This is a genomic window from Serratia sp. T13T92 (assembly GCF_047530105.1).
GTDB lineage: Bacteria > Pseudomonadota > Gammaproteobacteria > Enterobacterales > Enterobacteriaceae > Chania > Chania fonticola.
Window position 1 is genome coordinate 46453 of record NZ_JBLJAK010000023.1, and the last position, 16338, is coordinate 62790.

The following is a 16338-nucleotide window of genomic DNA, read 5'->3' on the forward strand; positions in this document are numbered from 1 at the left end:
CCTTAAATTAACACTACAGTTAGTAAGGCAATTACGTGATGCATTATTATTTACTGATTAGTATCATATGGTTATGATTTCATGAGTGATCAATGGTTTCGACTATGCTGAAGGTTGGCAATTTTCACAAACTTATACCTCAGTCGCATTAATCACTTGATATCATGGTATTATTCTAACATTTACATTGTCAAAATTAAGGATTAAGTCAATATAACCCCATTAACCACCTGATTTTATGTTATAATTTTAACATTGTGATTATCGGAGTTAAGGGAGGCGTAATATCAGAACTTTCGAGTCAGTAGCGTCTTCAAGAATGGGATTTTTAACACGGCCATAAAGAAATAGTTTGGCTTTACATAGAAAAAGTAAGTTATTTTATCCTTAAATATCATAATGTTATACAAGTAAATGAAGAGCCACTATGTTTGTGTGCAGGGATTGAACCGCCAACATCATTACCCACCAATATCCCAAAAAACCTTATTAATTATTATTGAGTTTTCTTTATTATTAAAATAGCCAACATTGCAGTAAGATAATTCTCACCAATAACGCAAAGAGACACACATTCTCATTTGCTAGTTTATCTTAGTCTTATATTCTGTGAATGTAGAACTTAGACATTATAAAAGAGATGAGATTAATATCATGAGTGAATTTAACTTCCTGCCTGAGGTAGATGGGTTGCATGGGACCATTAAGGATAATGGAACAATCGAATTATCTTATGATTCTCCCATCAAAAATATTAATTATTATATTGTCACAGATAATATGTATTTTAGTTTAGGTGTCGTGAAGTACATTGAAAACACTATCAGTAAGATAGCACCGAGTAAATTAAACGCTGGTATTTCCATCCAGTGCTACCTTTCTGGAAAAGTACTCTCTGTTTATGAAGATATTCATAGAAATGCTTACTTAAGAAAAACCTCACACGTGATTATAGCAGATAAAGACTTTTTACATATGCTAGGGCTTGGGATAAATGAATATATTTCACGGTCTGTCTCTTTCATATCAAGCGAGGATTGTCATTTAAGCTACTTTGACAAAATGCTAAACTCACATAACTCTGCCCATTCTCAACCAGTCCGGGTACGTGAACATGCCTCATTCTGGAGTTTAAACCAGAGAGAGAAGCGTATATGCTTTTATCTCTATAATGGTTTTACTCCAACATTTATAGGCTCATTGCTGGGGATTAACTCTAAAACAGTCAGTTACTACCGCATGAGAATAATGAAAAAAATAGGATGTGAACGAAAAGGAGATTTCAATAAAGCTTTAATTAATTATTATAGATATAAATTGTGCAGGCTCTAAATTTATTGTTATGTTTAAGATGACAAATTAAAAACCATCTCCGATGGGAATAACTAACAATCTTATTTTATTACTAATAATATACATGCCTAAAATTATAAAAAATTCTAAGTTATATGTACGCCCGTTTTTTTTGATTCTTGCTAAAAACCTGATGATTGCCAGTTAAGCTTTTGAAGGAGTCCGTAACGGATAACGTTACGGCCTCTTTTTTACCTCTCCCGGATAATTCTTCCAGACTATCCGCTAGCACGAAACTTGAGACCACATCCAGAATATCCTCCATTATCCGTCCGGGATTACCCCAACAGTATCTGCTCAGTTGGCTTCTCAGATCAGTACGGACTATTTAAACTCATCTGGTAAGGTTTAACGCCTTACAGGCTGTACGCCATCTTTACCATTTTTCCTTTGTCTTTGTGAGATACAGAGTATTCCAAACAATACTTACAAAGAGGCTCCTCACCTCTCTAACTTGTTTACACTCTCTTAGGAAGAACTTTTTAAACCTACCCTGAAAAAGTATTAAATCAATTGAGCAACACATTATTCTTAATGAAAAAACGCATCATAACTCTATGTTTTTAATGGGTAAATGTTATTTGAGCTTGTTTTGGATGAACGCGACATTAATTCCCACTATAGTCCCTCTGCCCAATCAGGTTAAGTGGATTTGTGGTGAAGTGAGTGTAGTCACCTATAAAGGCCAGGAACATTAGGGCAGGAAAATACTTTTTTATATGAAAGTAGAAAATCACAAAGGAGAAATTAGGTGAAATTAAATATTTTAGCACTAGTCGTTGCTGCCGGTTTTATGTCTAATGCATTTGCTGTTGCTACTGAAGCAGGTAAAGGTCAGATCAAATTCACAGGTTCAATCATTGAAGCACCTTGTTCAATTACCCCAGGCACCTCTAACCAGAACATTGAGTTGGGTCAGGTTTCTGCAACTGCTTTGAAAGATGGTGGGAAATCAACTCCTGTTACTTTCCAAATCGACCTTGAGAAATGTGATACAGCTGCTCTTACAAAAGGCGTAACCGCAACCTTTACTGGTCCAGCATCAGCAAGTAATAAAGACCTGCTGGGTATTACTGGTTCTGCGAAAGGTGCAAGTATCGTTCTGACCGATGGCGCGGGCACTCCAATTAAGTTTGGTACTGCTACTTCTCCACAACTGCTTATGGACGGAAGCAATACCTTAGTATTCTCTGCTTATCTTCAGGGTGATACCGGTCCGACTGCTGTTATTACCCCAGGTGAATTCACCTCTATCGCTAACTACGCGCTTGCTTACGAATAATAATTCAGATAAGTAACTTTAATACAGGCACGTTAAGTATTTACTTTTCGTGTCTGCTTAAAGCGAGAATAAATCGTGAAAAAAACCATATTCTTTCTACTTTTATGTCTCGACCTTATTTTTATTAATCCTGTTGTTGGCAAAGATGCTGGCCATGGAAGATTGAATATGCGTGGCAGCATTATCGAAAGCGCCTGCACTATTGATATGAACAGCTTAAATCAAACTGTAGATTTAGGTGTGATCACAGTCGGCGAATTAGAGAGAAATGGGCGTAGTACGAGCGTTCCATTTAGCATCAATTTGATTAACTGCACGTTGGAAAAGTTAAACCCAAACGCAAGCAATTGGCGGTATTTTGAAATTACATTTGATGGAGAAAATCACAATGGTCTCTTCATTAATAAAGGCTCAAGTCAGGGCGTAGGTGTCGCCCTTTCTGATGAAAAATTCAAACCTTCCTTACCCGGGATTCCATTATCTCAACACTTACTAAGCGAGGGTGGAATCAGTATTAAGTACTATTTAGCCTTGACGCACGATGCTGGAATAATAAAAGCAGGCGATTTTAATACGTCTATAAAATACAAGATAGATTATTTTTAATTGATGGTGGCAAGGATGTCAAAAAAAATACTGAAATTATCGAAAAGTGGAATCGCATGCATAATTATGCTTGCCTTTTTGGGGCAGATTAATGTGTATGCGGCTGAAGAAACTCAGTTTAACACTGACATCCTTGATACGAATGATAAAAATAATCTTGACCTTTCGGTATTCGCTGTCGCTGGCTATATCATGCCGGGCGTCTATCGCATGGCTGTTATTCTGAATCAGAAAAAGATTACAGACTTTGATATACTTTATTATTCAACTCCTGAAGATGAAAAATCCAGCTTTCCTTGCTTAACGAAAGAGCTTGTCGCACAACTTGGTTTAAAGGAAGGATATCTTAGTGATCTCAAGTGGCAACCAGGGAGCAACAATGATGAGGTTTGTCTTGTTATTCCTGCCGATGATGGCTGGAAAATAACCTCTGAACTGCCAACTTCAACATTAAACCTGAGCATCCCTCAGGCTTTCTTAGAATACACGGCACCGAACTGGGATCCACCTTCACGCTGGGATAATGGCGTGTTTGGTGCATTGTTTGATTATAATACAAATTTCACTACTATGCGTCCACGCCATAGTAGTCAGAATAACAGCATGAGTGGCAACGGGACTGCAGGTGTTAACTTTGGCCCTTGGCGCGCTCGGGCAGACTGGCAGGCTCAGATAGATAATAAATCTGCTGGAAGTAGCCATAGCAACCGTTTTGACTGGACAAGATATTATATTTATCGCCCGATAAAAAGTTTGAAGGCACGTTTATCTCTTGGTGAAAACTTCGTGAACTCCGATATTTTTGATAGTTTTCGGTTTACCGGAGTCTCATTGCGCAGTGACGATAGTATGTTGCCACCTAATCTGCGCGGGTATGCGCCTGAAATTACCGGTGTTGCCAAGACAAACGCTAAGGTCACCGTCAGGCAACAAGGGGCGGTACTCTATCAGACTCAGGTCGCGCCTGGCCCATTTAAGATCCAAGATCTTAACGATGCCGTAAACGGTCAGCTTGACGTTGAAGTAGAAGAGCAAGATGGCTCAAACCAGAAGTTCAGCGTACAAACATCAGATATTCCTTATCTGACGCGGCCGGGAACGTTGCGTTATATGGTATCGGCCGGGCGTCCTACTGATTTTCGTCATCGCAGCCAGGGGCCTTTATTCTCAATGGGAGAGTTTTCGTGGGGTGTGGCTAATGGCTGGTCACTTTACGGAGGAAACACGGTTAATAACGATTATCAGGCTTTAGCGGTCGGTATCGGTCGCGATCTGATGTTATTTGGTGCTTTATCTTTGGATGCAACGCATTCTCGTGCAAAGCTTCCGCAAACTGAGACTTTGCAGGGTAACTCCTATCGGTTGAGTTATTCAAAGCGTTTTGATGAGTTTAATAGTCAGGTAACTTTTGCCGGATATCGCTTCTCAGAGCGAGACTATTTAAGTATGGCCGATTATCTGGATGCAAGACAGTCCGATTATCGTCGTGCAGGCACAAAAGAAATGTATACTGTGAGCTTTAATCAGCAATTTACAGGTATTGGCGCCAGCCTATTTGTAGATTACAACCACCGTACCTATTGGAATAACTCAGTGGATGATCGCTATAATATTGCATTGGCGAAATATCTTGATATTGCTAACGTGAAAAACATTAATATTTCCGTCAACGCATATCGCAGTAAATTTAATAACTCAAATGATGATGGTGTTTATTTATCCCTGTCAGTTCCCTGGGGAGATCATGGTTCAATCGGCTTAAACAGCTCCCGTTACAAAGGGGGGAGTAGCAATCAAGTGAGCTATTTCTCAACGCTTAATGATTTCGATAGCTACCAGATCAGCGTGGGTAAAAATGGCGCTCAAAACGCCGCCAGCGGTTTTTATAGCCATGCGGGCGATAATGTACAAGTGAATGCCAATGCCAGCTATCAGGAGTTAGGATTTACTTCTGCGGGGATCGGGTTACAAGGTGGACTGACGGCTACGATGAAAGGTGGTGCACTACACCGTATTAACACTCCAGGCTCTGCACGAGTCATGGTTGATACCGATGGGGTGAGTGATGTTCCGGTGCGCGGTTTTGGTGCCGTGGCGCGCTCAAATATATTTGGCAAAGCCGTCGTGTCGGATGTAAACAACTATTATAGAAATCAACTTAGTATCGACGTTAATAAGCTGAGTGATAATGCTGAAGCCATAAATACCGTAGAGCAGATAACGTTAACGGAAGGTGCTATAGGTTATCGTCATTTTAGTATTGTTCAGGGCGAAAAAGCGCTTATATACATTAGGTTGCCTGATGGGTCTTCCCCACCCTTTGGTGCAACAGTGCTGAATAAAGATAACAGAGAAGTAGGAATTGTGAATGATGATGGCAGCGTTTACTTAAGTGGTATCCAGGCTTCTGCCATTATGCAATTGCGTTGGAATGGTGCTGAACAATGTCAGATTTCATTCCCAACAAACCTCGTTACTGAGAAATTGCAAAACATTCTTTTACCCTGTATTTTTTTGAATTAAAAAAAATCAAATTAATTTATTACGGAGTTCTTTAATGAAATTTTTAAAAAACGGACTTTTTGCCACCGTGACTATTTTGGGAGTTTTCACCGCACATACGGTAAGTGCCGCGATCGCATTAGACCGCACAAGAGTCATATTTAATGGTGATGACAAATCGGTCAGCCTTAATGTCAGCAATGAGAATACAAAATTACCTTATTTAGTTCAGGCATGGATAGAAGATAGTAAGGGTAATAAAATCAATGGCCCTCTTACTATCGTGCCTCCTCTGCAACGCGTAGAACCAGGCTCTAAAAGTCAGATAAAATTACAGTCTTTGCCGGCTATTGATAGTCTGCCTAAAGATCGTGAATCATTATTTTATTTCAATATGAGAGAAATTCCGCCACGCAGCGACAAACCAAATACGTTGCAAATTGCATTGCAAACAAAAATTAAACTCTTTTACCGGCCAGCAGAAATTGTTCAGCCTGAAACATCAAGGTCTGCACCCTGGCAGGAAAGTGTCGTAATGGTTCGTGAAGGGCAACGCTATAAGTTAACTAACCCAACACCCTATTATGTGACGTTTGTCGATGCTGGAAGCACTGTTAGTAACAGTGAGAGTGAATTCCGCCCGTTAATGCTGGCACCTCTTTCATCAGATTACCTTAACGTCAGTGCTAGCAAGTTAGGGGCATCGCCAGTACTGACATATGTCAATGACTATGGCGGTCATCCAAAACTTGTTTTCCACTGCGAGGGCTCAAGCTGTAAAGCGACGCCTGTAAAAGAGTAAGCACCATCATTAGGTTGGAAGGTCACATGCTAAAAATCGCTGCTCGTGTAAGCTTACTTCTCATGGCGATAAATTTCGCTCATGCGCAAACGAACCTGCCTGGTCAATGGAACGGAGATGGCGTATCAGGAAAAATTCAAGTTCGGGGAGTACTGACCGAAGGCGCCTGTAGATTAGATCTACATTCGTCTTATCAGGAAATCGATCTTGGAACGCTGTCGGCTGCGCATTTCCAGCACGTTGGGGATCCTGGCATACCCGTACCCTTTAGTTTGATGCTTAGGGACTGCATAAGTGCTGGTACCCTGAATCGCGATGATTGGACGGGTAATAAAGTGATAGACCGTCATCAGCCCTCAGTGACCTTCTCGTTTTTAGCCCCTGCGGTTACATCAAATCCCGGGCTGGTCGCTGTGACTGGGGCTTCTGGAATAGGTCTGGCAATAAAAGATGAAAATAATAAACCTGTCAGGCTCGGTTTCAGGGGAGTACCACTGCTAGTTACACCAAAGCAGGACGCCCTTAATTTCACTATTACACCGGTGAGAACAGCGGCACCGCTTGGTGCCGGTGCATTTCGTGCCAGCCTCTTTTTCTATATGAGGTATGACTAAGAATATGAAATCTATGATTCGGCTCACCGTAATGTATCAGGTCTTCGCCCTGATCCTCGGATACAGCACTTTTTCGTGGGCTGTCCCTGCCCCGCAAAGTATTACCGTGAATATTCAGGGAAGAATTTTGGAACCTGCGCCCTGCGTCATTACGGGTACAGGAGATAAAGGCGTTATCTCGGTTGATTTTGGCAACAATGTCATGATTAACCACATTGATGGCACTCAGTACCGAATGCCTGTGAGTTACACCATAAATTGCTCAGCACAATATACTAATTCGATGATGCTAAGAGTCGTAGGAACAGTCGCAGGGTTTGGAGATGGTAATCTGCAGACCACCGTTACCGATCTGGGGATAGCCTTAACCGATGGCACAACTGCTTTTCCGGTGAATTCGTTCCTTAACTTTAGCTATCCAGTCTTACCCCAGCTTTACGCTACTTTGGTAAAACGGCCAGGGGCAACACTCAAAGGACAAGTTTTTTCCGCGACAGCGATCATGCAGGTATATTATCAATGAGTAATAAATGGCAGCAGATACTTATAAGCGCATTAGTTGGTTTTACCGTGTCTGATGCCTGTGCAGTTGATATGGAATTTAAAGGAACGCTGATTGAACCCCCTCCTTGTATAGTTAACGGCGGGAAAGATATTAACGTTTCATTTGATAAGGTCGGCATTAATAAAATTGATGGTGACAGTTATCGTAAGGAAATCAACTTCATATTAGACTGTATAGATTCTCCGCCTTGGACCATGAGTATGACATTATCATCTAGTTCTGTCGCTTCTTTTTCGCCTGGAACAATTCAGAGCACGATTAACGGACTTGGCATAAAGATTTATAGTGATGGTAAACCTATTGCATTTTCTCAACCCATTTTAATTGATCCCGCCCGTAGGCCAAAGCTTGAAGCGGTTCCACTGAGCGAATATGGTGTGACTCTCTCCGAGGGGAAGTTTACTGCATCTGCAACGTTAACAGTTCAGTATCAGTAGAAATATTAGGAAGATGAATCAATGAATGTTGGACTATTCAGAAATTTGATACTGAGTTTCATATTTATTTCATCTGGCGGGTATGCGGCGGAAAACCTTAAATTCTCCGGGGAACTGGTTAGACAACCTTGCGTACTTTCACCGGGTGATGAAAACATACCTTTGGACTTTGGTGAAATCATCGATAAATATCTTTATGCTCACGAAAGGGTGAAAAGCCAGACGATTACTATTCATTTACAGAATTGTGATACATCGCTGGCAAAAATGATTCGTGTTTCTTTTACTGGAGCAGGAAGTACCGCTCTGCCAGGTTATTTGTCGGTGAGTTCTGGTGATATGGACTCAGGATTGGCTATTGGCCTTGAAAATACGAACAACGGCGAGCCGATAAATATTAACAATGGCACAAACATGAACATTGAAATAAACCCTGGCACTATGGATATAAACTTTAATGCTTTCGTCCGTGGTGAGCCGAAAGCTATAGCCAATAAGACAATCAGCCGTGGTGTTTTTAATGCGATTCTCAATTTTAGTTTAGTTTATGAATAATTATCGATTTATTAAATAATGCTTACAGCCCCAGAATGTATAGGAAGAATAATGGTAGTACTTATTCAGGAGTATTTTTATCATGATAAATAAAATTATTAATATGGGGCGTTCCTGTTTAATCCCATTCCTTCTTGTTTTATCTCCGGCAAGTTTGGCTGAAACGGTTTCCGTCGGTCGCCTTTTTGTGACGACACCGGATAGCTCAGGTATGATGACTATTCGTGCAATCGAATGGACTGCTGCCGCACCACCTAGTGTTGTAGCTGCTTGTGACGCAAACAAAGACCCCGCTCTTGAAACATGCATGGTGGAAGCTTCTTGCGCTGTAAAAGCCGGTCTTGATTCTTCGGGGGTGATCTGGGGGCAGAAATATAGAATGACCAAAGCTGAATTGAGGAATATTGTCTATGCCAAAGTAGGTGGCCAACTACACTACGTTGGCTGTTTTACAAAAAAAGGGAGTACTTATAAATATGTCCATAGCCCATTTTTGTATATAGGTGGATTACCCTTAACGGGCGGAACAAATAATAAAAATGTTGATTTTTATATATTTGATTCGGTTGATATGATAGATCCGGCACCTAATCTGAGCTGTAAGGCAACAAGCACAAATGCGACGATAGATTTTGGTGAAATTCTCTATAATTCTGTCAATGGTTCAACAAAGAGTGCCACGATAGATATTAGTTGTACTAATGGTGATGGCTTTGCGCACATTTCTTCCGTTAGTTATGATAATACCACAGGTGTTTTACTCAGGCCGGACGGTTCCCTTAGTGCTATGATGGAATTTAATGATGTGGCAGCAGATGTGCCATCCAGCTATTATATTCAGAATAATACTTCACGCAGTCTGGTGATCAAGGCAACTTTACGCTCCACCAATGCTCTTAAAGGTGGACTTTTCAGTGGGTCACTTGTTGTTAATATCACTTATGATTAGCACCCGAAATAATAAAGCATGAAAGACTGAAAAATTGTTCAACTTCTATGCTTATCAATTTCAGAGGTTCCTAAAATGAAGCTAATAGTCAGGTTGGCCTCATTGTGCGCTCGCCTTTCCGAGCTTTATTAGAAAGGGTTACAATGGTTTTTAACTCAACCTACTGATGCATATTCAGAAAATTTCAGCAAAACGTTTACGTTGCTGTTGGCAGACTTTATTGTCTGCGCAGTAGCCATTTTGTTGGAACAATAAGCCTGCTTGTTGCAGTTGCGGCAAGCAGGGAATTCATTAAAACCCGACGCACACTGGCGTATCGACACGCATCACCGAGTCTTGGGCAAATTGTTGCTTATAGCGGGTGCGCAACGCCTCAATATTTTGCTCACTGGCCGCATCAGGGCTATGGATCAACATCAACGCCTTGCTGTTTTCCCGCGCCAGCTTGCCATCGTTCCCCAACCATTGCCCTTTGGCATCAAACACCGATAACCCTTCTTTAAAGCGCGGGGTTACCTGTTGATCGACAAAGGTCTGCCATTCCGCCGCCGTAATTACCGGCCCAGCCGGGCGATTCAAACCAAAATAGAGCGTGGTTTGGGTCATCGGTTCGCCGGTGCTACACGTTGCTGCAGGTTTTAACGGTGATGCCTTTTGCACAGGCGCTACGCAGCCGCTCAACAGCAAGGTTATGGCGACGGCGGCTGCCAATATCGGGGTGTTTTTCATCTCGCTTTCATATTCCTTAAATAATCATCAACAGATACTAACTAAAAATTTCTAATGTGTTGTAAAAATCACAAGTAGCACTAGAGACTAGTAATAAGCAAAAATCACCTATTTTGCATTAGGTAAAGTAATTCGAAAGCGACACCAACAAAAAAACTCAGTGGTGCGTTGCCACCAGGCTCGTTACCCTCCGGTGTTGACACTTTTACCCTCCGACCCTGTGAATCCCCCTATGTTACTGAGCATTCTTTATATCATCGGTATCACCGCAGAAGCCATGACCGGCGCGTTAGCCGCAGGCCGCCGCCAAATGGATTTGTTTGGCGTGATTTTTATCGCTTCCGCTACCGCCATTGGCGGGGGCTCGGTGCGTGATATGCTGCTTGGGCACTTCCCGCTGAGCTGGGTAAAACACCCTGAGTATATTGTTATCATAGCCATAGCGGCAATTATCACCACCTGGATGGCTCCCCTGATGCGCCACCTGCGCCATCTGTTCCTGGTGTTGGACGCCGTTGGGCTGATCGTTTTCTCGATCATCGGCGCGCAGGTGGCTCTGGATATGGGCCATGCCCCACTGATCGCAGCGATTGCCGCCGTGATCACCGGCGTTTTCGGCGGCGTGCTGCGCGATATGTTCTGCAACCGTATCCCGCTGGTTTTCCAGAAGGAAATCTATGCAGGCATCGCTTTTGCCGCTGCCTGGCTGTATATCGGCCTGCAATACCTTAACTTGCCGCATAACATGGTGATTATTATTACCCTGGTTGCTGGCCTCAGCGCTCGCCTGATCGCACTGCGCTTTCGCCTTGGCTTGCCGGTGTTTAACTATCAGCATCCCGATCATTAATTCGCGAACGCATCGCCAAGCGGTTCGGCACGATCGGGAATCGCATCAAAGCCGCTGATATGGTGCTGCTGCAAGGTTTGAACCAGTGCCAGAAAGGCAGGGTATTGCAAAAATTCCTGCACTTTTCTGGCTTTTTGCGCACCCAAGCCAGCAAGTTCCTGCCACTGTGCCAACGTCATCTGCTGTAGCTGCCGCCAATTTTGTAGCGTTGCCAGCTGTGATGACGAAATTGGCACGCCGAGGGCGATCGGCCAACGCTCGAAAGGTTGCCGCTGCGCCAGACGAAATTGGCGATAAAGGGCCTGTGCACGCTTTGCCCCCAAGCTGGGCACCGCGCTGAGCTGTTCCGGGGTTAATTCCATCCAATCCAGCAGGTTATTCACCAATCCCTGATCGACCAGCACCTGCCAGCCAGCTTTATTCAACCCGATGATGTTCAGCCCATTGGCACTGCTCAACCAAACCAGCCGCGCCAGAAACTGCTGGCGGCATCCGGGCTGCAAGGTAAAGCAGCTCAGCGCATGATAATTCTCCGGTTTTGGCGCAATGGGTGTTGCCCTGGCAACCTCACGCCAGACCACCTGTTTCAAATGCGGGATGCCATGCCCCATCAGGCTAATCGCAATATGATCGCCTGGCACGATGTCCCATTTTTGCCACAGGGCCAGCGAGCCCACGTTAACCCGCCGGATCCATTTATCGTCCATACGCACCGGATCCAGGCGTAGCATCACGGCAATTTTGCCGGTACGGCCTATGGCAAACTCAACATCCGTGACTCTGGCCACTTGCTGGACCGGGGGATATTTCCAGGCAGCCGCCCAGTCATTGGGTTTGGCCTGCCAGTAGCGCCCCTGAGGTTCTTGCCCTTGGTGGATCACCACGCCATCAGTGACAAACGGCAAAGGGTCACTGTACCAAGCAGCCCGCCACTGCTCCACCTCCGCCAACGTGGTGACCGGCTGTGAATATTGCTGCGGCAGCGTAAAACCCATGGCGGCAAGCTGTTGCAAACGTTCGGCCATGGTTGGCGGGCCATCGGGCCACGCCCAGACGAACAGGCCAAGCTGCTCAAGTTGCGCAGTGCGCGGATTACGCATCAGCATCCCGGCAACCTTGGAGCGGGCGTTGATGCCCCCTTGAGCTTGCTGGTGATGATCGTTCACCATCAGGAACAGCTCCCCTTGCAGTACCAAATTGGCCGTAACCTCCGGTAAAACGTTGGGGATAGCGGGGATCGCCTTGACCTTTTCCAGCCAGTTTTCCCCCTTCTGCCCATCTCCCCGGCTAATGGCGTTCACCAATACGCCTTGCCGGTAAACCAAAGTGACCGCCACACCATCAACCTTGGGTTGCACCCACAGATCGTGACGGCCCTGCATCCATTGTTCTACGGCACGCGAGTTGCGCAGTTTACGCAATCCGGTGTGGGCCACCGGATGCGGTACTTTGCCCGCTGGCAATGGCCGCGTATCCTCTTCCCCTGCACCGACACAACGCCGCCAATCTTGCAGTTGCTGCAACAGGCTGTCGTAGAGTTCGTCGTCGATTGGGCTGTTGCCCAGGCGATAATAAGCCTCATCCCATCGCCCCAGTTGATCATCCAGCGCCGTAATTTCCGCCTGTAAGCGCTCTGGCGACCACACTGGACAGTCTCCAGCCCATGCCGAGCTACACAGCATTCCAACCAACACTAGCGCCCGGTAAATACCTCTCCACATTGAGCACCTCCTTGCTTCCCGACAGTAAATACTCAATCGCCTTTACTGGCTAACGCCAAAAACCGGAGGTGCGAAACGCTTTCCAAAACGAATGCGCATTTGCTGAAAACGGCAAAAATTCCCAGATCCGCCGCGCAAATTGACTTTTTCACGCTGTTTTTAGCAGAAAGCGACGGCCAAAATGCGAGCTAACGCTGCATACCGCCCGTTAGCCGTGTATACTGTGCGGAGAATTTACACATCCGCTGTAACTGACTCATCAACCGCTAGCAACGAACATCATCATGGCTCAAGGCACGCTTTATATTGTCTCTGCCCCAAGTGGCGCAGGGAAATCAAGTCTGATTCAGGCTTTGTTAAAGACGCAACCGCTGTACGATACGCAGGTTTCGGTTTCACACACCACGCGCGATAGCCGCCCGGGTGAAAATCACGGCGAGCACTACTTTTTCGTCTCCAAAGACGAATTCCGCCGGATGATTGAGCAGGATGCGTTTCTTGAGCACGCAGAAGTGTTCGGCAACTATTACGGTACGTCCCGCGCGGCCATCGAGCAGGTACTGTCGACCGGCGTTGACGTCTTCCTGGATATTGACTGGCAGGGCGCACAGCAGATCCGTGCCAAAATGCCCCAGGCGCGCAGCATCTTTATTCTGCCGCCGTCGAAGGAAGAGCTTGGCCGCCGCCTGCGTGGCCGTGGGCAAGATGCGGATGACGTGATCGCCAAGCGCATGGCGCAGGCCGTCGCGGAGATGACGCATTTCGCAGAGTATGATTATTTAATCGTGAATGACGATTTCGATCTGGCCCTGTCCGATCTGAAGACCATTATTCGCGCCGAACGCTTGCGTTTGGGCCGTCAAATGCTGCGGCATGATGCTTTAATCAGCAAACTATTGGCAGACTGAAGACAGTTTCAGTATTATGCCCAGTCTTTTCGTCACCTGTGGAGTAGCACAAATATGGCACGCGTAACTGTTCAAGACGCTGTAGAGAAAATTGGTAACCGTTTTGACCTGGTGTTGGTCGCTGCTCGTCGGGCACGTCAAATCCAGACCGGTGGTAAGGATGCACTGGTACCTGAAGAGAATGATAAGTACACCGTTATCGCTCTGCGCGAAATCGAAGAAGGCCTGATCAACAGCCAGATCCTCGATGTTCGTGAGCGCCAGGAGCAGCAAGAGCAGGAAGCCGCAGAGATCCAGGCGGTTACCGCGATTGCTGAAGGTCGTCGTTAATTAGACTGTGAGTCTGCCTTGTACCTGTTTGAAAGCCTGAATCTGCTGATTCAACGTTACTTGCCTGAGGAGCAGATTAAGCGCCTCAAACAGGCATACCTCGTCGCACGTGATGCTCACGAGGGACAGACACGCTCCAGTGGTGAGCCCTACATTACTCACCCGGTTGCCGTGGCCTGTATTCTGGCGGAAATGCGTCTCGATCATGAGACGCTGATGGCAGCCCTGCTGCACGACGTCATCGAAGACACCCCGGCCACCTATCAGGATATGGAACAACTGTTTGGCAAAAGCGTTGCCGAACTGGTTGAGGGCGTATCCAAGCTAGACAAGTTAAAATTCCAGGATAAGAAAGAAGCGCAGGCGGAGAACTTCCGCAAGATGATCATGGCGATGGTGCAGGATATCCGCGTCGTGCTGATCAAGCTGGCAGACCGCACCCACAACATGCGAACGCTTGGCTCGCTGCGCCCGGACAAACGGCGGCGTATCGCCCGTGAAACCCTGGAAATCTATAGCCCACTGGCCCACCGCCTGGGTATTCATCATCTGAAAACCGAGCTGGAAGAGCTGGGTTTTGAAGCGCTTTACCCGAACCGCTACCGCGTCATCAAAGAAGTGGTGAAAGCCGCGCGCGGTAACCGTAAGGAGATGATCCAGAAAATCCTCTCCGAGATCGAAGGGCGTTTGACCGAAGCGGGTATCCCCTGTCGCGTCAGCGGCCGGGAAAAGCACCTCTACTCCATCTACTGCAAGATGCACCTGAAAGAACAGCGCTTCCATTCCATCATGGATATTTACGCGTTCCGGGTGATCGTCAAGGAAGTGGATACCTGCTACCGGGTGCTGGGCCAGGCACACAGCCTGTATAAGCCGCGCCCGGGCCGGGTAAAAGACTATATCGCCATTCCCAAGGCTAACGGCTATCAATCGCTGCATACCTCACTGATCGGCCCGCACGGCGTGCCGGTTGAGGTACAGATCCGTACCGAAGATATGGATCAGATGGCCGAAATGGGGGTCGCCGCGCACTGGGCCTATAAAGAAAAGGAACAGGGCGAAACCGGCGGCACTACCGCACAGATCCGCGCCCAGCGCTGGATGCAGAGCCTGCTGGAGCTGCAACAAAGCGCCGGTAGCTCGTTTGAATTTATTGAAAGCGTAAAATCCGATCTGTTCCCCGATGAGATTTACGTTTTCACCCCGGAAGGGCGCATTGTCGAGCTGCCTGCCGGTGCCACACCGGTCGACTTTGCCTACGCCGTGCATACCGATATCGGCCACGCCTGCGTTGGTGCACGTGTCGATCGCCAGCCGCATCCGTTGTCACAAGCTTTAGCCAGTGGCCAGACGGTAGAGATCATCACCGCTCCGGGTGCCCGGCCAAATGCTGCCTGGCTGAACTTTGTGGTGAGCTCCAAAGCCCGCGCCAAGATCCGCCAGATGTTGAAAAACCTCAAGCGCGATGATTCGGTCAGCCTGGGCCGCCGTTTGCTCAACCATGCACTCGGGGGCAGCCGTAAACTTTCGGAAGTGCCGCCAGAGAATATCCAGCATGAGCTGGACCGCATGAAGCTGGCCACGCTGGACGATCTGCTGGCAGAAATCGGCCTCGGCAATGCCATGAGCGTGGTAGTCGCGAAGAACCTGCAGGGCGATCAGTCCAGCCTGGGCTCCTCGAACGGCGTGCGCAACCTGGCCATCAAAGGCGCCGATGGCGTCCTGATCACCTTTGCCAAGTGCTGCCGCCCAATTCCAGGCGACCCGATTATTGCCCATGTCAGCCCGGGCAAGGGCCTGGTGGTTCACCATGAATCCTGTCGTAATATCCGCGGCTACCAGAAAGAGCCAGAGAAATTCATGGCGGTCGAGTGGGATATGGAAACCGAGCAGGAGTTCATTGCGGAAATCAAAGTGGACATGTTCAACCATCAAGGTGCGTTGGCCAACCTCACGGCGGCGATCAACGCGGCCGAATCGAATATTCAGAGCCTGAATACCGAAGAGAAAGATGGCCGGGTCTACAGCGCCTTTATCCGCCTGACCACCCGCGATCGCATCCACCTGGCAAATATTATGCGTAAGATCCGTATCATGCCGGATGTGATTAAAGTTAACCGTAACCGAAACTAGCG

The 16338-nt window shown here is 46.4% G+C and carries 16 protein-coding genes; 14 read left to right on the plus strand and 2 right to left on the minus strand.

The genetic code is table 11. The features are described from left to right. Positions 1-654: 654 nt before the first annotated feature. The 10 genes from ACMV5I_RS19465 to ACMV5I_RS19510 all read left to right on the plus strand — a co-directional run bounded on the left by ACMV5I_RS19465 (position 655) and on the right by ACMV5I_RS19510 (position 9665). On the plus strand, positions 655-1332 hold the full coding sequence (locus ACMV5I_RS19465) for a helix-turn-helix transcriptional regulator (RefSeq protein ID WP_202672495.1): 678 nt from the start codon (positions 655-657) through the stop codon (positions 1330-1332). Positions 1333-2104: 772 nt separating this feature from the next. Further along, positions 2105-2635 carry a fimbrial protein gene (locus ACMV5I_RS19470; protein WP_414825088.1) on the plus strand — a complete coding sequence of 177 codons (531 nt, stop codon included), beginning with the start codon at positions 2105-2107 and terminating at the stop codon, positions 2633-2635. A gap of 75 nt (positions 2636-2710) precedes the next feature. Beyond that, a complete protein-coding gene (locus ACMV5I_RS19475; protein WP_196061721.1) occupies positions 2711-3241 on the plus strand; it encodes a fimbrial protein in 531 nt (176 codons plus the stop codon). A 15-nt stretch (positions 3242-3256) separates the two neighbouring features. Next, positions 3257-5764 (plus strand): outer membrane usher protein, encoded by a 2508-nt coding sequence (locus tag ACMV5I_RS19480; RefSeq protein WP_414825089.1) that lies wholly within the window; start codon positions 3257-3259, stop codon positions 5762-5764. Positions 5765-5798: 34 nt separating this feature from the next. Further along, positions 5799-6545 carry a fimbria/pilus periplasmic chaperone gene (locus ACMV5I_RS19485; protein ID WP_065683723.1) on the plus strand — a complete coding sequence of 249 codons (747 nt, stop codon included), beginning with the start codon at positions 5799-5801 and terminating at the stop codon, positions 6543-6545. Positions 6546-6571: 26 nt separating this feature from the next. Next, on the plus strand, positions 6572-7159 hold the full coding sequence (locus ACMV5I_RS19490) for a fimbrial protein (RefSeq protein WP_024527844.1): 588 nt from the start codon (positions 6572-6574) through the stop codon (positions 7157-7159). Positions 7160-7163: 4 nt separating this feature from the next. Beyond that, positions 7164-7682, plus strand: a complete 519-nt coding sequence (locus tag ACMV5I_RS19495; RefSeq protein WP_202672490.1) for a fimbrial protein — start codon at positions 7164-7166, stop codon at positions 7680-7682. Then, positions 7679-8161: a fimbrial protein gene (locus ACMV5I_RS19500; RefSeq protein ID WP_202672489.1), complete on the plus strand. Its 483-nt coding sequence runs from the start codon at positions 7679-7681 to the stop codon at positions 8159-8161. The genes ACMV5I_RS19495 and ACMV5I_RS19500 overlap by 4 nt, the downstream gene beginning before the upstream one ends. A gap of 21 nt (positions 8162-8182) precedes the next feature. Further along, complete coding sequence (locus ACMV5I_RS19505; RefSeq protein WP_202672488.1) at positions 8183-8716, plus strand: fimbrial protein; 534 nt, start codon at positions 8183-8185, stop codon at positions 8714-8716. A gap of 82 nt (positions 8717-8798) precedes the next feature. After that, positions 8799-9665, plus strand: coding sequence for a hypothetical protein (locus ACMV5I_RS19510; protein ID WP_202672487.1), 867 nt, complete (start codon positions 8799-8801; stop codon positions 9663-9665). Between the two features lie 291 nt (positions 9666-9956). Here the strand turns inward: ACMV5I_RS19510 and ACMV5I_RS19515 are convergent, their stop codons facing one another. Next, the gene (locus ACMV5I_RS19515) at positions 9957-10394 is read right to left on the minus strand and encodes a DUF3574 domain-containing protein (protein ID WP_414825090.1); all 438 of its coding nucleotides are present in this window, start codon (positions 10392-10394) and stop codon (positions 9957-9959) included. A gap of 232 nt (positions 10395-10626) precedes the next feature. Here ACMV5I_RS19515 and ACMV5I_RS19520 point away from each other — a divergent pair, with 232 nt between their 5' ends. Beyond that, positions 10627-11244 (plus strand): trimeric intracellular cation channel family protein, encoded by a 618-nt coding sequence (locus ACMV5I_RS19520; protein WP_024482942.1) that lies wholly within the window; start codon positions 10627-10629, stop codon positions 11242-11244. Here ACMV5I_RS19520 and ligB read toward each other — a convergent pair. Continuing rightward, positions 11241-12965: an NAD-dependent DNA ligase LigB gene (gene ligB / locus ACMV5I_RS19525; protein ID WP_414825091.1), complete on the minus strand. Its 1725-nt coding sequence runs from the start codon at positions 12963-12965 to the stop codon at positions 11241-11243. The genes ACMV5I_RS19520 and ligB overlap by 4 nt on opposite strands. A gap of 284 nt (positions 12966-13249) precedes the next feature. On the opposite strand from ligB, the gene gmk reads away from it, so the two are divergent. Genes gmk through spoT form a run of 3 tightly spaced genes read left to right on the plus strand, consistent with a single transcriptional unit; the run spans position 13250 to position 16336 of the window. After that, positions 13250-13873, plus strand: a complete 624-nt coding sequence (gmk, locus tag ACMV5I_RS19530) for a guanylate kinase (protein ID WP_024482944.1) — start codon at positions 13250-13252, stop codon at positions 13871-13873. Positions 13874-13927: 54 nt separating this feature from the next. Further along, positions 13928-14203, plus strand: a complete 276-nt coding sequence (rpoZ, locus tag ACMV5I_RS19535; protein WP_024482945.1) for a DNA-directed RNA polymerase subunit omega — start codon at positions 13928-13930, stop codon at positions 14201-14203. An 18-nt stretch (positions 14204-14221) separates the two neighbouring features. Further along, entirely contained in the window at positions 14222-16336 is a 2115-nt protein-coding gene (spoT, locus tag ACMV5I_RS19540) for a bifunctional GTP diphosphokinase/guanosine-3',5'-bis pyrophosphate 3'-pyrophosphohydrolase (RefSeq protein WP_024482946.1), read from the plus strand. Positions 16337-16338 lie beyond the last annotated feature (2 nt).

Coding starts and splice junctions, on each gene's coding strand:
- ACMV5I_RS19465 (WP_202672495.1), top strand. CDS start 655: ATGAGTGAATTTAACTTCCTGCCTGAGGTAGATGGGTTGCATGGGACC.
- ACMV5I_RS19480 (WP_414825089.1), top strand. CDS start 3,257: ATGTCAAAAAAAATACTGAAATTATCGAAAAGTGGAATCGCATGCATA.
- ACMV5I_RS19485 (WP_065683723.1), top strand. CDS start 5,799: ATGAAATTTTTAAAAAACGGACTTTTTGCCACCGTGACTATTTTGGGA.
- ACMV5I_RS19490 (WP_024527844.1), top strand. CDS start 6,572: ATGCTAAAAATCGCTGCTCGTGTAAGCTTACTTCTCATGGCGATAAAT.
- ACMV5I_RS19495 (WP_202672490.1), top strand. CDS start 7,164: ATGAAATCTATGATTCGGCTCACCGTAATGTATCAGGTCTTCGCCCTG.
- ACMV5I_RS19500 (WP_202672489.1), top strand. CDS start 7,679: ATGAGTAATAAATGGCAGCAGATACTTATAAGCGCATTAGTTGGTTTT.
- ACMV5I_RS19505 (WP_202672488.1), top strand. CDS start 8,183: ATGAATGTTGGACTATTCAGAAATTTGATACTGAGTTTCATATTTATT.
- ACMV5I_RS19510 (WP_202672487.1), top strand. CDS start 8,799: ATGATAAATAAAATTATTAATATGGGGCGTTCCTGTTTAATCCCATTC.
- ACMV5I_RS19515 (WP_414825090.1), bottom strand. CDS start 10,394: ATGAAAAACACCCCGATATTGGCAGCCGCCGTCGCCATAACCTTGCTG.
- ACMV5I_RS19520 (WP_024482942.1), top strand. CDS start 10,627: ATGTTACTGAGCATTCTTTATATCATCGGTATCACCGCAGAAGCCATG.
- ligB (WP_414825091.1), bottom strand. CDS start 12,965: ATGTGGAGAGGTATTTACCGGGCGCTAGTGTTGGTTGGAATGCTGTGT.
- gmk (WP_024482944.1), top strand. CDS start 13,250: ATGGCTCAAGGCACGCTTTATATTGTCTCTGCCCCAAGTGGCGCAGGG.
- rpoZ (WP_024482945.1), top strand. CDS start 13,928: ATGGCACGCGTAACTGTTCAAGACGCTGTAGAGAAAATTGGTAACCGT.